A 14,010-nucleotide genomic window follows, 5' to 3' on the forward strand; every position below is an offset into this window, starting at 1 on the left:
GCCGCTGAATTTAACAAGGATAAACAAACAATGGCAACTCCTCACATTAATGCAGAAATGGGCGACTTCGCTGACGTGGTACTGATGCCGGGCGATCCGCTGCGCGCAAAGCATATCGCGGAAACCTTCCTGGAAAACCCGGTGGAAGTGAATAACGTGCGCGGCATGCTGGGCTACACCGGCACCTACAAAGGCCGCAAAATCTCGGTGATGGGCCACGGCATGGGCATTCCGTCCTGCTCGATCTACACCAAAGAGCTGATCACCGACTTTGGCGTGAAAAAGATCATCCGCGTTGGCTCCTGCGGCGCGGTACGTGCGGACGTGAAGCTGCGCGACATCGTTATCGGCATGGGCGCATGCACCGACTCTAAAGTCAACCGTATGCGCTTTAAGGATCATGACTTCGCGGCCATCGCCGACTTCGACATGGTGCGTAACGCGGTTGACGCGGCTAAAGCGCTGGGCGTAGAAGCGCGCGTCGGCAACATCTTCTCAGCCGATCTGTTCTATACCCCCGATCCGCAGATGTTCGACGTGATGGAGAAGTACGGCATCCTGGGCGTGGAGATGGAAGCGGCGGGTATCTACGGCGTGGCGGCAGAGTTTGGCGCGAAAGCGCTGACTATCTGCACCGTGTCCGACCATATCCGCACTCATGAGCAGACCACCTCTGCCGAGCGTCAGACCACCTTCAACGATATGATTAAGATCGCGCTGGAGTCGGTGCTGCTGGGCGACTAAGCCTGCGCCTGCGGTCCCCTGTTCCAGATGGAGCAGGGAACCGCTCGCTTTTTTCGTAACATTCTCACCAAATGACACACTTTTCTCGACTCCTGTGCATCTTCCCGCTGGTACCGATTCCTTAGCGCCCTATCATTAGCGCGACAACAAAAACGACTCCTTTGCCAATGCCGCCTGATGAATTTCCGCAATTTCGAAGCTGAAGAAAAGCTGTTCGCGCGTCGCGCGCTGGTCGCCTTTGCGCTGGTCGTGATCTGTTTCACCATTCTTGGCGTCAATCTCTATCGTCTTCAGGTGCGCGATCATGGCTACTATCAGACGCGATCTAACCAGAACGACATTAAAATGATCCCCATCGCGCCGACGCGCGGGCTGATCTACGATCGCAACGGCATTCCGCTGGTGCGCAACGTCACCTGGTACGCCATCACGCTGACGCCCTACAAGATCGACGATATGCAGGCCACGCTCAAGGCGCTCACGCCGTTGGTCGATCTGACGCCTGAAGAGATCGACACCTTTACCCGCGCGCTCAGGCAGAGCAGCCGCTATAAGCCCGTGGTGCTGAAAGAGGAACTGACCGACGAGCAGGTGGCGCGCTTCTCGGTGAACCAGTACCGCTTTACCGGCGTGACCATCGACACCTTTCAGGATCGTCAGTATCCCTATGGCGCGGACCTGGCGCACGTTATCGGCTACGTCTCTAAAATCAACGACAACGACTATAAGCGCCTGAACGCCGCGGGCATCGCCGAGAACTATGCTGCCGACCACAATATCGGCAAGCAGGGCATTGAGGGCTATTACGAATCGCTGCTGCACGGCAAGCCGGGGTATCAGGAGGTGGAGGTCGATAACCACGGCCGCATCGTGCGCGTGCTGAAAGAGGTGCCGCCGGTCGCCGGTAAAAACATTACCCTGACGATCGATCTTCATTTACAGCAGTACATCGAGAGTCTGCTGGCCGGGCAGCGCGCGGCGGTGCTGGTGGAAGATCCGCACGATGGCGGCGTGCTGGCGATGGTGTCCAGCCCCAGCTACGATCCTAATCCGTTCGTCAAAGGCATCAGCTACCAGTCCTACAAGACGCTGTTGCAGGACAAGAACCTGCCGTTGATCAACCGCGTGACGCAGGGGCTTTATCCCCCGGCCTCGACGGTAAAACCCTATATGGCGATGTCGGCGCTGCTGACCGGCGTGATTAACCCGCAGACCAGCTTTTACGGCGCGCCGACCTGGACGCTGCCAGGCACCGATCGCCGCTATCGCGACTGGAAAAAGAGCGGTCACGGCATGCTGGACGTGACAAAGGCCATTGAGGAGTCGGCTGACACCTTTTTTTATCAGGTGGCGTTTATGATGGGCATCGACCGCATTCACAGCATGCTCAGCCAGTTCGGCTACGGCAAATCCACCGGCATCGATCTTAACGAAGAGTACAGCGGCCTGCTGCCGAGCCGCGACTGGAAGCAAAGGGTGCATAAGAAAGCCTGGTATCAGGGAGATACGGTATCGGTAGGCATCGGGCAGGGCTACTGGATCGCTACCCCTGTTCAGATGGTGAAGGCGATGGTGGCGCTGATTAATAACGGCAAAGTGATTACGCCCCATCTGCTGGAGAAGGCCGAACGCGGCAAGGTGGTCGAAAGGTATCAGCCAACGCTGCCTCAGCCGCAGATTGGCGACGCGCGCTCGCCTTACTGGGCGCTGGTGCGCCGCGCGATGTTTGGCATGGCGAATGCGCCCAACGGCACCGGCTACAAATATTTCCACACCGCGCCTTACGGTATTGCGGCGAAAAGCGGCACGTCACAGGTGTTTAGCCTGAAGCAGAACCAGACCTATAACGCGAAGATGATCCCGGTGCGCCTGCGCGACCACATCTTCTATACCGCCTTTGCGCCCTTTAATAACCCCAAAGTCGCGGTGGCGCTGATTCTGGAGAACGGCGGCAACGAAGGCGTCACCGCCGCGCCGGTGATGCGCGAGATCCTCGATCATATCTTCCTGCCGCCGCCGAGTGCGGCACCGGTTGAAACGGCGCATCAGCCGTAAACCGCGGCGCAGAGATAAATGCGGTAATAGCAGCCGACAGGCCGTCGGCTGTGCGCTTACTCCTGACTCAGGGTCTGAGTGACGTGGCTGATGGCGCGCACCACTTCTGATGAACTGTCGCGCAGCTCGCTGATCACGCCGCCCGCCTGCTGCGCCAGCACCACGCCGTGGTCGGCGCGCTTCATATTGGACTCGATGCTTTTTAGCGCCTTCGACGTCAGCAGATGATTCTGCTGAATACGACTTTCAATCTCCGTCGTGGCCTGATTGATGTTGGCCGCCAGCGTGCGTACCTCATTAGCGACAACCGCAAAGCTGCGTCCGTGCGTTCCTGCGCGTGCGGCTTCGACAGCAGCATTCAGCGCAATCAGGTTGGTCTGGTCGGCGATGCGGCGGATGCTGGCCACAATGGCGCCGATACGATCGGACGAGTCGCTGAGATCGGAAATATCGTCAGAGATGCCGTGCAGCTCTCCCGCCAGCGCGTTAATGGTTTCAACGCTGCTCTCAATGACGCTGGCGCCGTGGCGTGTGCTTTCGCTGGTCTGCAACGCGGTCTGATAAGCCTGCTGCGCGGCGTCGCGCTCCTGCTGGTTTTTCACCACCTGCGCGGTCACGTCGGTGGCGAACTTGACGACCTTGTACAGGATGCCCTCTTCATCAAAGACCGGATTATAGGTGGCGCGCAGCCAGACGGTCTGACCCTGTTTATTGACGCGCGGGAACTGACCGGCAATAAACTCGCCGCGATTGAGCTTTTCCCAGAAGGCCTTATATTCCGCGCTCTGACGCAGCGCCTCAGAACAGAACCGGCTATGCGGCAGGCCGATCACCTCACTGGCGCGATAGCCCATGGTTTTAAGGAAGTTGGCGTTGGCTTTCAGCACCTCGCCGTGGAGATTAAAGGCGACCACCGCCATAGAGCGTTCGATCGCGGTGGTCATGGCGCGCTGCTCCTGCGCGTCCACGATGCGCTCGGTCACATCGGTGGCGAGCTTAACGATTTTTACCACGCGACCGCTGCGATCCTGTACCGGCACATAGTTGGCCTCCAGCCAGACGGGACGGCTGTTTTTCGCCAGACGCAGGAATTTGTCGCTAAAGCTTTCACCGTGCTTCAGGCGCAGCCAGAAGTCGCGATAGTGCGGCGACGTGATAACGTCAGGGGGACAGAACAGGCTGTGATGCTGACCGATAACTTCGCTTAGCGCATAGCCCATGCGATCCAGAAACAGGTCGTTGGCGTTGAGAATGATGCCCTCTGGCGTGAACTCAATCATAGCGATAGCGTCATTGAGCGAGCTGAGGGTAGCGGATGGAGAGCTGTTTTTCTGCCACGCAAGGCGCGACAGGATACCTGATGAAATAGTGGAAAACATGGTGCACCTTATTATTGGTATGAAGTGTCGTGATCGTTATCGGCTGAGGTGATCAAAAACTAAGCGCAGCGGGCGAGGGCAGAGGTTTTTTTTTACCATCCGGTCTGCTGGTTGCTGTAAAACGCAGCAGTCAGTAGCAATTTGGTGAAAAGCATTTGACGCTGTCAGGGCATTAGGGTTTAATGCGCCCCGTTGCCCGAATAGCTCAGTCGGTAGAGCAGGGGATTGAAAATCCCCGTGTCCCTGGTTCGATTCCGGGTTCGGGCACCAAAATTTAAAGAACCCAGCCTCTGGCTGGGTTTTTGCTTTTGTGCGGAACCCGTTCATCGAACCGGTTCGATGACCTCGCCGCGTCCCGGCGGCTCGCCCTGCGGGTTTACCGCGCAGGCGCGGTAAAGCAAAAATGCTCCCGGCATTTTTGTCCGGGTTCGGGCACCACAAATTTAAAGAACCCAGCCTCTGGCTGGGTTTTTGCTTTTGTGCGGAACCCGTCATCGAACCGGTTCGATAACCTCGCCGCGTCCTTGCGGCTCGCCCTGCGGGTTTACCGCGCAGGCGCGGTAAAGCAAAAATGCTCCCGGCATTTTTGTCCGGGTTCGGGCACCACAAATTTAAAGAACCCAGCCTTATGGCTGGGTTTTTGCTTTTGTGCGGAACCCGTCATCGAACCGGTTCGATGACCTCGCCGCGTCCCGGCGGCTCGCCCTGCGGGTTTACCGCGCAGGCGCGGTAAAGCAAAAATGCTCCCGGCATTATTGTCCGGGTTCGGGCACCACAAATTTAAAGAACCCAGCCTCTGGCTGGGTTTTTGCTTTTGTGCGAAACCGGTTCGATAACTGCTGCGAAAGCCAGCATCGGTCACGATAATAACCTTCTTCTCTTTGCCGATAGCAGCAGCCATCTGGTCAAGAAAAGCATTTTGTACGGCGGAATTGTTCTCTTAGCGAGAGGAAATCACTTTACTCATCAGCGGAATAGCTCTGCGATCACACAAAAGTTCGCCCGTAAAACGCTGAGTTCCGATAAGGTATAGCCGCTCCAGTCCACGGCAATCACACATGACGAAAGGCTGTACATAAGGCGGGAAACAAGCTGCTGATAAACAGCGGGAATATCTCTCAACATCAGGTCATTGCTGAGGTATCGGTCAACACGCTTAATATTGTGCCTGACGCGTGCAGACCCAGACAGGTATCTACCGATGCTGGTAAGAAAAAGTGAAGCACCGTGAGTTAAAGCCACTGTATATCAAGCAGGGCATTTTTTACTGTACTGATGCAGCGACTTCAGGGACTGGTTGAAAAATTTATGGCAAAATTGTAAAGCAGGTATAGAGGCTTGACCTTATTTTTTGGTGGAACACTAAGTAGATCACAACCTTCTATGCTGTTTTTATTTATGGGTAACCCTCAGCACATAGGCTCTCTTCTTTATTTATACTCTCCTGGTTTATCTTCCTCTTTAGGTTGCCTGCGCCAGGAATCATCATATTTTATAATCCCCGGAATATAGAACCACTCGATACTGTTGTATCTCAGACCAATAACCTCAAGCATATTAGGTGAACGAGAGCCTTGCACACAGGCATGAGAGAAGTCTGTTGACGTGATAACAACTCTCCCCATCGTTACTCGATAAACCTCAGTTTCCATTCCAGTATCCGATGTTTCATAATATTTTATTACAGCCTGTTGGAATACTTTACCTGTACAAACGGCGTCATTGAGCATTGGAGAGTTTTTATCTAACTGTTTATGTAATATATAAGAGCGATGTTGGCGGGTGCCATTCAAGCGACCTGTTGTGGCATCAGCGGGTTGGTATATACCATGTTGGCTACTCATGATTTCAATACCACTTCGGCGATCTTCTAATAACTTACTGACAACGCCTTCATCGCCATTATTATTGCCACTAATTAACATTCCATTTTCATCATACAAAAATAAATAAGCAGGCAATGACATTTCTAACTCCTTCTTTCAGTTTTAGATATTGTTCCATTTTTATTTGTATCAAACTTATAGCGATATTTAATACCATTCATTATATATAACAACCCGTACTTACTGTCGGGTGTTAATTTAATTATGAAGCAAGTGTCAGGGTAGGTAATATTCAACATGCTATCCCCTGAGTTAAGTAATGGCTTATTTATCCCTTGCAGTATCTCTTCAAGATAGTAGTAGTTCAGCACGTCAGCTTTACCTGACCTACCAATACAGAGGGAATCACCATTAGTAAATACTGTGCCAGCCTCAGTGAATACCAACCTGTCAGCATCACTCTGACATCCAGAAAGAGTCAGACCAATAATTACAGTGATTGCCAGCTTTCTCACGACGGGAATCCTCTCAATATTCTCTGGTATTTGGCTATAAGCTCGCTTACTGGCTCCGATAAATTATAATCTTTCAGGCTATAGAGATTATTATGTCCATAAAAGCCATAATTAATTAACAACCAATAATCCGATACAATACACGCCTGCTGCTCCATTGGATAATCAGAAAGTTTATCTTTGTCTAACGTATATTGATAATCTACAGCCCATGAAAATGAACCTATGGTTCTTACCCACATACCTCGTTGGTGTTGGTAAACATGCATCATTTCGTGCAGAAATAAAAGCTGCGAGTCAATTGGCGACATTGAAAAATCGTCTTGATAAGTGCCTTCTTGAAAATACAACTCCCCATTAGGGGTCATAGCGTAGTTTTCGGATTGTAGATTGAATGGAAGATAACTTTCCCTGTGTATCCAGACTTCATTATATCGGATACTGAACGCGTATACTGTTGTTGCAAGATGAAGCTCACCCAAGGTTAAACGCCTTAATCCGCCTCTTTTTATCGGGTTAAATACTGTTACCATACGCAAATCCTTTTGCACGAAAATCCTATTGTACATATTTTATACAAATGGTTAAAGGTCTGTTCGTGGCTAATTAAAGATAGAATATTTTAATGTTTATCCTTTTTTGGTTATCATTGTAAAATATGTTCATTTCTTTCTGATTTAATTTTCTGTGCAGTTGTACGGGGGATTTTAATTCTAGCGTTAAAGCTGTGTCATGCTGAATCAGCGCCGTGCCGGTCAGTGCGCCCGCAATGCCCGCGCCGCTGCCGATCGGTCACAGCAGGCTGCTGACAGGCGTATCAGGACGCAGATGATTACCTGAACCATAAAAGTAGCAGGTTAAAGTTTGATATTAGGTTGCCATCCCCCCCTAATAACGCTTCCCTTATTTTTTTAATAGTTTCGACGTTACAAAACTCTAAACATAATTTAAACATGAGTCACCATATGGCAACCTTTGATTTTAAATAATCAGCGACTTCATACTTTAATATTCCTGATGGCTTGTATAATAAAAAACAATCCAAAATCAGGAGTCATGGATGGCTACCCTGCCATTCCTGGAAGGTGATGGAAGCATAGCGGCCATTACACCAGAGAAGGGTAATAAATTACACATCGTCTACAGCGGAAACGTCTTTTCTCTGGACCGAACGGCAATTTATCGCGAGGACGGTAAATCTGTCACCCTACACCTTTCATACCAGATAAATTAATGGCTGTTATCTCCCAGGCACCACAACCATCATCCCCAGCGCCAGCGCGGCAAACCCCACCAGCGCGACGCTCGCGCCAGGCCCGGCATAAACCGCGCCAAACAGCATTGAGCCGACCACCTGACCCGCCGCCAGCATAAAGAACGCCACGCCGACCCCCGTCGCCGCAGAGTCTGGCGTAGCGGCTGCGCCATAGACCAGCAGCACGCCGGAGAGGGTGACGTAACCCGCGCCTCCCAGCGCCACGGCGGGAAACAGCCAGCCCGAAAACCCGTTCAGGCTCGCCAGCACCAGCAGCGGTAGCGCCATACAGCACAGCGACAGACGATAGATTTGCGCCATGCTGAACCAGCGCCGCGCCGCGCCAGTCAGCGCGCCCGCAATGCCCGCGCCGCCGCCGATCAGCCACAGCAGGCTGCTGGCATGCGCATCCAGATGCAGATGATTACGTAAAATCTCAGGTCCGAAGCTCCACCAGGCGGCGCTGGACGATCCGCTGATAAAAGCCACGATCGCCAGGCGCAGCAGCGATCGTTGCCGCACCAGATCGCGCCAGCCGGTGCGATCCCTGTCTCCCTTGCGACGATCCTCCGGCAGATAGCGCCACGTCGGAAGCAGACAGAGCAGCGCCAGCACAGCAAAGGCAACGCAGGCCGCGCGCCAGCCGCCGGGCAACAGCAGCAGTATCGGCACGGACAGCATAATGCCCGCGCTGGTACCGGCGTTAATCGCGGTATTGGCGGCATCCTGCTGCGCAGAGGGTAGCCCGGCGCTGACCGCGCTGGCGATGGCAGGCGAGGCGATTCCGGCGCTCAGCCCGGCAATAAGCAGTCCGGCGGCGAGCATCAGCGGCGCAAAGGCGCAGGCAAGCAGCAGCAGCCCCGCCGCCGCACAGAGCGCAGCCAGACAGGCCACCCTTCTCGCGCCAAAGCGCATTACCAGCCCAGGCGCGGCCGCGGTGGAAAGGCAGTAGGAGAGATAGCTACAGGCGGCGACTATCCCGGCAAGATGAACGCTAAACGGAATATCCTTCATTACCGCAGGCATCATCAGGCCCCACGCAAAGCGCGCCAGGCCGTAGGTAACGGCAATCAGGGAAAAGCCCGTAACGCCGAGCGCAACGGATGCGTTCATGGCCGATCCTCGCGCTGATCCAGCAGCCGCGCGGCGGCTTCGCCCGCGTGCTTCGCCGCGTCCGGACCGAGCATCAGCGCGGAAATCACGGCGCCTTCAAACAGCATCCACACCGCGTTCGCCAGCGCCTCATCCGCTACGCAGTCGGCAATGTAGCGACGTAGAGCATAGCGATAGTCGAGCGCATGGGCCGCCAGCATGGCGTCTTTCTCTGCGTACTCTCCCCACGCCTTGACGAAGAAGCAGCCCTGCGCGCCATACCGTTCCGTCCATTCGCTAAGCGCTTCAAACAGACGGTGCAGCGCCTGCGGATGCTGTGCAGGCAGCAGATCGCTAAAAAATCGCGCTCTGCGCGCCGCCATCACGCTGATAGTCAGCGCTTCGCGTGAGGCGAAGTGGTGATAGAGCGTGCGCGTGGAGACACCGGCCTCCCGGCACAGCTGATCGGTGCTGGTAGCATGAAAACCGTTGTTGTAGAACAGCCTCTCGGCCGCCTGCAAAATATCGTCGCGTTTGTTCATCTCTTAAAAGTAAACCGATCGTTTTACTTTTGCGTAATGGCGACGAAAATTTTTTGGCCGGGAGCGCGGCCGTCAGGCCAGACAGCGCAAATACCGTGCGCCTGATTGCCTCACCACCTCTTTCGCCTTCTGCGCCACATCCTGACCTTCAAACGCGCCGTACAGGCGTGAAAAATCCAGCTCTTCACAACGGTGGAGTATGTCGCTCACCGTGGCGGCGGAGAGCGGCAGCATATTGGGGTAGCTCCACATAAAGGAGACGGCATCTTTTCCCGGCGCGACCTGGATAATATCGCCCGCCAGCAGCACGCCGCCGTTGGCTTTCCAGTGCAGCACGCAGCCGCCGGCGAAATGCCCGCCCAGCCGCACGACATCAACCTCGTCGTTCAACGGCAGCACGTCCCCCTGCCAGAAATGAATTGCTTCGCTGTCGCCCATCACCCATTCACGATCGTCGGCGTGCAAATAGATCGGCGCGTTAAACTCGGCTGCCCACGTCTGCATGGTGGTGTAGTAGTGCGGATGCGAAATGGCGATGGCGCTGATGCCGCCGAGCGCGTGAATCAGCTCAGCGGTGGCGGCATCCAGACTGGCAATACAGTCCCAGAGAATATTGCCGCTGGGGCTGCGCAGCAAAAGGGCGCGCTGACCAATAGCGAAGTTCGGCACGGTCTTAATGCTCAGCAAACCCTCCTCAAGGCGCTGCCACTTGTTTTGATGGCGATGAGTAAGCGAAGCAAAATCGGTCCACTGCTGGCCGCTGGCAGGCACCCACTGTCGTTCATCTTCGCAAATTTTGCAGCGTTGCGGTAAAGGCTCAGCGTATGCGGTGCCGCAGGTCGCACAAATTTTCATTTTACAGTTCCAGAGCATTAAAGTTCTTCTGACTATAGCTGGTCGCTGCGTGAACGAATAAGTGGCCTGCTAAGAGGAAAATTATTACGCCCAGCCGCTGAGTATGCGGAAAGCCCACTTTAAACCGGATAAAATTCCGTGGTTAAGCCAATAAAGCGCTGCTCATCACGTTTCTGCCGCTTCTCTTTACAGAAATATCCGCACAGGCAAAATACATTTTATTTCTCTACGTCCGCGTGCCATGTCTGAAGAAGCGCTGCGCCAGCAGATACAGATTTTGAAGAAGCATAATGCGCGGCTGAAGCGTATAGCGCATGACGCGCGCAGCAAGCTCAGCGCGGCGCTGGACGGCACCGGTCTCTGTTTATGGCAGCTCGATATTCCCAGCGGCAAACTGGTGATCTTCAACCGGCGCTGGGGCGCGATGTTGGGTTACCAGCCGAAAGAGAGCAAAGCCAACTTCGACGAGTGGAAAGAGAGTCTGCATCCAGAAGATGCCGCTGAGGTGCTGAAAGCCTTCTACGACCATATCGATGGCAAAACGCCTTACTATGAGGCCCTGCACCGTATGATTGCCAAAAACGGCAGCATAACCTGGGTGCTGGATCGCGGCCGCATCAGCGAATGGGATGAGCAGGGCAGGCCGCTGAAGGTCACCGGCACCCATATCGACATGACCAAAGAGAAGCAGTACGAAGCGCAGCTGGCGATGCTGGCGAATCACGATCCGCTGACGCAGCTCGCCAACCGTCACGCGCTGCGCACCGCCTTCGGTCAGATGCGCAGACAAGATGAACTCTGTATCGCCTTTATCGATCTCGACGATTTCAAACACGTTAACGACACGCTGGGCCATCGCAGCGGCGATGGGCTGCTCATCCAGCTTAGCCAGCGCCTGAGAGAAATCTGCCCGGAAAAGGTCATGCCCGGCAGGCTGGGCGGTGATGAATTTTTGCTGCTGATGCCGTTCGGTCAGGACGATCCGCGCGTCGCGCAGATCGGTCGTGCCTGTTTGCAGGCGACGCTGACGCCTTTCGAACTGGAGAACGGTACGGCCAACATCGGGGCGTCGATTGGTATCGTGCAGGCGCAGCCGCAGGAGAGTTTTAGCGCGGTAGTCAGCCGCGCCGATGAGGCGATGTACCGCATTAAACGCAACGGTAAAAACGGCGTCGGGCTGGGTTAAGACGCCCGACGCCAGCCAGTCAAAAGGCGAAACAGGAACAGCCCAGCGCACCCCAGAACGCCGTATTATCGGATACCGGCACCGACGACTGACGCGCCACGTCGTGCGCGTGGCTGTGTACGCCGCAGGGACCGCTGCACTGGTGCGCCTTCGGCATCATCGCCGCCCGGCCGCTCGCCTGCGGCGGCGCGCTGCGGTAGTGGCCAGGCGTGGTGACCACCGGGGACCACTCCGGCAAGACCGGAACCGGCGGCGGCGCCAGCGGCGTAAAGCTGCCTGCGGCATAGACAATATCGCCGTCGACCAGCGTCAACACTGATTCGATTCCTTTGATCTCCTCTTCGCTGACGCTGAAAAAGTCTTTTGACAGCAGCGCCAGATCCGCCAGCTGACCCACCTTAATTTCCCCTTTTTTGCTCTGCTCGCTGGAGAACCAGGCGCTGCCTTTGGTCCACAGCATCAGCGCGGTTTCGCGGTCGAGGCGGGCGTTATCATCATAAAGACGCATTCCGCCTACGGTGCGGCCAGAAACCAGCCAGTAGAGCGCGGTCCAGGGGTTATAGCTGGCCACGCGCGTGGCATCGGTGCCGAGGCCGACCGGCACCTCGACATCGAGCATGCGCGCCACCGGCGGCGTCTGTTTCGCCGCCTCTTTGCCATAGCGATCGACAAAGTATTCGCCCTGAAACGCCATACGATGCTGTACCGCAATGCCGCCGCCCAGCGCTTTCACGCGTTCGATATTCGCCTCGGTGATGGTCTCCGCGTGGTCGAAAAACCAGTGCAGGCCGTTAAACGGAATATCCCGGTTCACCTTCTCAAACACGTCGAGCATACGGCTGATGGATTCGTTATAGGTGGCGTGCAGGCGGAACGGCCAGCGATGCTCGACCAGGTGACGCACCACGCGCTCCAGCTCATCCTCCATGCCAGGCGCAAGGTCGGGGCGCGGCTCCAGAAAATCTTCGAAGTCGGCTGCGGAGAACACCAGCATTTCACCCGCGCCGTTGTGGCGATAAAAATCGGTGCCCTGGCCTGGCTTGAGCAGGTCGGTCCATTTCTCAAAATCTTCCAGTTCATGACCGGGACGCTGGGTAAAGAGGTTATAGGCGATACGCACGGTCAGCTGTTTTTTAGCGTGCAGTTCGCTAATCACGGCGTAATCGTCGGGATAGTTCTGGAAGCCGCCGCCTGCGTCGATGGCGCTGGTGAGGCCGAGGCGGTTCAGCTCGCGCATAAACTGACGCGTAGAGTTGACCTGCTGCTCCAGCGGCAGCGTCGGGCCTTTCGCCAGCGTGGCGTAGAGGATCATGGCGTTGGGGCGGGCGATCAGCATACCGGTTGGATTGCCGTTGCCGTCGCGCTGAATTTCGCCGCCCGGCGGATTCGGCGTATCACGAGTATAGCCGACGGCCTTCAGCGCGGCGCGATTCAGCAGGGCGCGGTCGTAGAGATGCAGAATAAAGACCGGGGTATCCGGCGCGGCGGCGTTGATCTCATCCAGCGTCGGCATGCGGCGCTCGGCGAACTGAAACTCGCTCCAGCCGCCGACCACGCGCACCCACTGCGGCGACGGCGTGCGCAACGCCTGTTCTTTCAGCATGCGCAGCGCGTCGGCCAGTGAAGGCACGCCTTCCCAGCGCAGCTCAAGATTGTAATTCAGCCCGCCGCGGATCAGGTGCAGATGCGAATCGTTCAGGCCCGGAATGCCGGTATGCCCTCGCGCGTCGATGATCTGCGTCTCCGCACCGGCAAAGCGCATTACCTCCGCTTCGCTGCCGACGGCCAGGAATTTGCCGTCTTTGATTGCGACGGCGCTGGCGAGCGGGTTCTCGCGATCCACCGTATGAAACTTGCCGTTAGTCAGAATCAGTGAAGCCGTATTCATCGCTGTTCTCCAGAGCCGTTATTTACGCGGGATTAACCAGTTTTTCAGTAAACGCGTCAGCAGCGGCATCCATAGCCAGACCACCAGCGCCACCACGGTCGCATCGTTTAAAAAGTGTCCCCACAGCGTGCCGCGGCTGGCGGGCAGCAGCGTGCTCCACAGCAGCGGGATCAGCAGGGTCGAAGGAAAAATTACTCCCAGCGTCAGCAGGTACTGCTTCCACTGCGCAGGGCGCGCGGCGGCTTTTGCCACCGGCGTAAACCAGAATGCGGCGCCGGGGCGGACGTCGATATGCTCCGGCCCTGAGAGCAGCTGCGGCAGCTCGCTTACCAGCGTCTTGCGCGCCTCGGACTGCGTCCAGTGAAACAGGTTGTCGAGGCTGTCGAAGCGGATCAAGACGGTATAGGTGTTTTCGCCGTGCACCGGACGTAGCACGTTAACGCCAAGGTGGCCGGGAAACTGTGCCGCCTGCGGCATGATCTGCTCCAGCCACTGCTCATAGGCCTGCTGTTTCTCAGCCTGCACGCCATGGGTAATAACCAGGGTAACGTGGCTGGCCTGATGCGAACTGTTCATATCGCCTCCCGGCGCGCTAAAAGTGATTTACAGCGGTTGCGCTGTTGGATACAAAAATACGAGATGAGAATGTTTATTGTTAGCGGAATGATTTTGG

General features: G+C 55.6%; 13 protein-coding genes, 1 tRNA gene and 1 pseudogene. 5 read left to right on the forward strand and 10 right to left on the reverse strand.

Features of this window, described 5'->3' with window-relative positions:
- The first annotated feature begins 30 nt into the window (after positions 1-30).
- On the forward strand, positions 31-744 hold the full coding sequence (gene deoD / locus BBB56_RS14010) for a purine-nucleoside phosphorylase (protein WP_033792187.1): 714 nt from the start codon (positions 31-33) through the stop codon (positions 742-744).
- 177 nt (positions 745-921) lie between these two features.
- Positions 922-2,799 (forward strand): peptidoglycan DD-transpeptidase MrdA2, encoded by a 1,878-nt coding sequence (mrdA2, locus tag BBB56_RS14015; RefSeq protein WP_123801558.1) that lies wholly within the window; start codon positions 922-924, stop codon positions 2,797-2,799.
- Between the two features lie 56 nt (positions 2,800-2,855).
- Here the strand turns inward: mrdA2 and BBB56_RS14020 are convergent, their stop codons facing one another.
- Positions 2,856-4,178 (reverse strand): methyl-accepting chemotaxis protein, encoded by a 1,323-nt coding sequence (locus BBB56_RS14020; protein WP_123801559.1) that lies wholly within the window; start codon positions 4,176-4,178, stop codon positions 2,856-2,858.
- Between the two features lie 194 nt (positions 4,179-4,372).
- Here BBB56_RS14020 and BBB56_RS14025 point away from each other — a divergent pair.
- A tRNA-Phe gene (locus BBB56_RS14025) sits at positions 4,373-4,448 on the forward strand.
- A 562-nt stretch (positions 4,449-5,010) separates the two neighbouring features.
- Here BBB56_RS14025 and BBB56_RS14030 read toward each other — a convergent pair.
- From BBB56_RS14030 to BBB56_RS14045, 4 genes and pseudogenes are all read right to left on the reverse strand, one after another.
- A pseudogene (locus BBB56_RS14030) lies at positions 5,011-5,510 on the reverse strand (transposase family protein); the annotation flags it as partial.
- Positions 5,511-5,608: 98 nt separating this feature from the next.
- Positions 5,609-6,145, reverse strand: a complete 537-nt coding sequence (locus BBB56_RS14035; protein ID WP_123801560.1) for an Hcp family type VI secretion system effector — start codon at positions 6,143-6,145, stop codon at positions 5,609-5,611.
- 2 nt (positions 6,146-6,147) lie between these two features.
- Positions 6,148-6,519 (reverse strand): hypothetical protein, encoded by a 372-nt coding sequence (locus BBB56_RS14040; protein WP_123801561.1) that lies wholly within the window; start codon positions 6,517-6,519, stop codon positions 6,148-6,150.
- A complete protein-coding gene (locus tag BBB56_RS14045; protein ID WP_123801562.1) occupies positions 6,516-7,052 on the reverse strand; it encodes a type IV secretion protein Rhs in 537 nt (178 codons plus the stop codon). The genes BBB56_RS14040 and BBB56_RS14045 overlap by 4 nt, the downstream gene beginning before the upstream one ends.
- 527 nt (positions 7,053-7,579) lie before the next feature.
- Between BBB56_RS14045 and BBB56_RS23495 the strand changes: the two genes are divergently transcribed.
- Positions 7,580-7,753 (forward strand): hypothetical protein, encoded by a 174-nt coding sequence (locus tag BBB56_RS23495; RefSeq protein WP_158673937.1) that lies wholly within the window; start codon positions 7,580-7,582, stop codon positions 7,751-7,753.
- Positions 7,754-7,759: 6 nt separating this feature from the next.
- On the opposite strand, the gene BBB56_RS14050 is transcribed toward BBB56_RS23495, so the two are convergent.
- The 3 genes from BBB56_RS14050 to BBB56_RS14060 form a co-directional block, all read right to left on the reverse strand.
- Positions 7,760-8,887: an MFS transporter gene (locus BBB56_RS14050; protein ID WP_123801563.1), complete on the reverse strand. Its 1,128-nt coding sequence runs from the start codon at positions 8,885-8,887 to the stop codon at positions 7,760-7,762.
- The gene (locus BBB56_RS14055) at positions 8,884-9,408 is read right to left on the reverse strand and encodes a TetR/AcrR family transcriptional regulator (protein WP_123801564.1); all 525 of its coding nucleotides are present in this window, start codon (positions 9,406-9,408) and stop codon (positions 8,884-8,886) included. Before BBB56_RS14055 ends, BBB56_RS14050 begins: the two co-directional genes overlap by 4 nt.
- Before the next feature lie 72 nt (positions 9,409-9,480).
- Positions 9,481-10,263 carry an MBL fold metallo-hydrolase gene (locus BBB56_RS14060; RefSeq protein ID WP_123801565.1) on the reverse strand — a complete coding sequence of 261 codons (783 nt, stop codon included), beginning with the start codon at positions 10,261-10,263 and terminating at the stop codon, positions 9,481-9,483.
- Between the two features lie 241 nt (positions 10,264-10,504).
- On the opposite strand from BBB56_RS14060, the gene BBB56_RS14065 reads away from it, so the two are divergent.
- The gene (locus tag BBB56_RS14065; protein WP_123801566.1) at positions 10,505-11,449 is read left to right on the forward strand and encodes a sensor domain-containing diguanylate cyclase; all 945 of its coding nucleotides are present in this window, start codon (positions 10,505-10,507) and stop codon (positions 11,447-11,449) included.
- A 19-nt stretch (positions 11,450-11,468) separates the two neighbouring features.
- On the opposite strand, the gene BBB56_RS14070 is transcribed toward BBB56_RS14065, so the two are convergent.
- Entirely contained in the window at positions 11,469-13,337 is a 1,869-nt protein-coding gene (locus BBB56_RS14070) for an amidohydrolase (RefSeq protein ID WP_123801567.1), read from the reverse strand.
- Positions 13,338-13,355: 18 nt separating this feature from the next.
- Positions 13,356-13,913 (reverse strand): antibiotic biosynthesis monooxygenase, encoded by a 558-nt coding sequence (locus tag BBB56_RS14075; protein ID WP_123801568.1) that lies wholly within the window; start codon positions 13,911-13,913, stop codon positions 13,356-13,358.
- Positions 13,914-14,010 lie beyond the last annotated feature (97 nt).

The sequence above is a fragment of the Candidatus Pantoea deserta genome, from assembly GCF_003813865.1.
Taxonomy (GTDB): Bacteria; Pseudomonadota; Gammaproteobacteria; order Enterobacterales; family Enterobacteriaceae; genus Pantoea; species Pantoea deserta.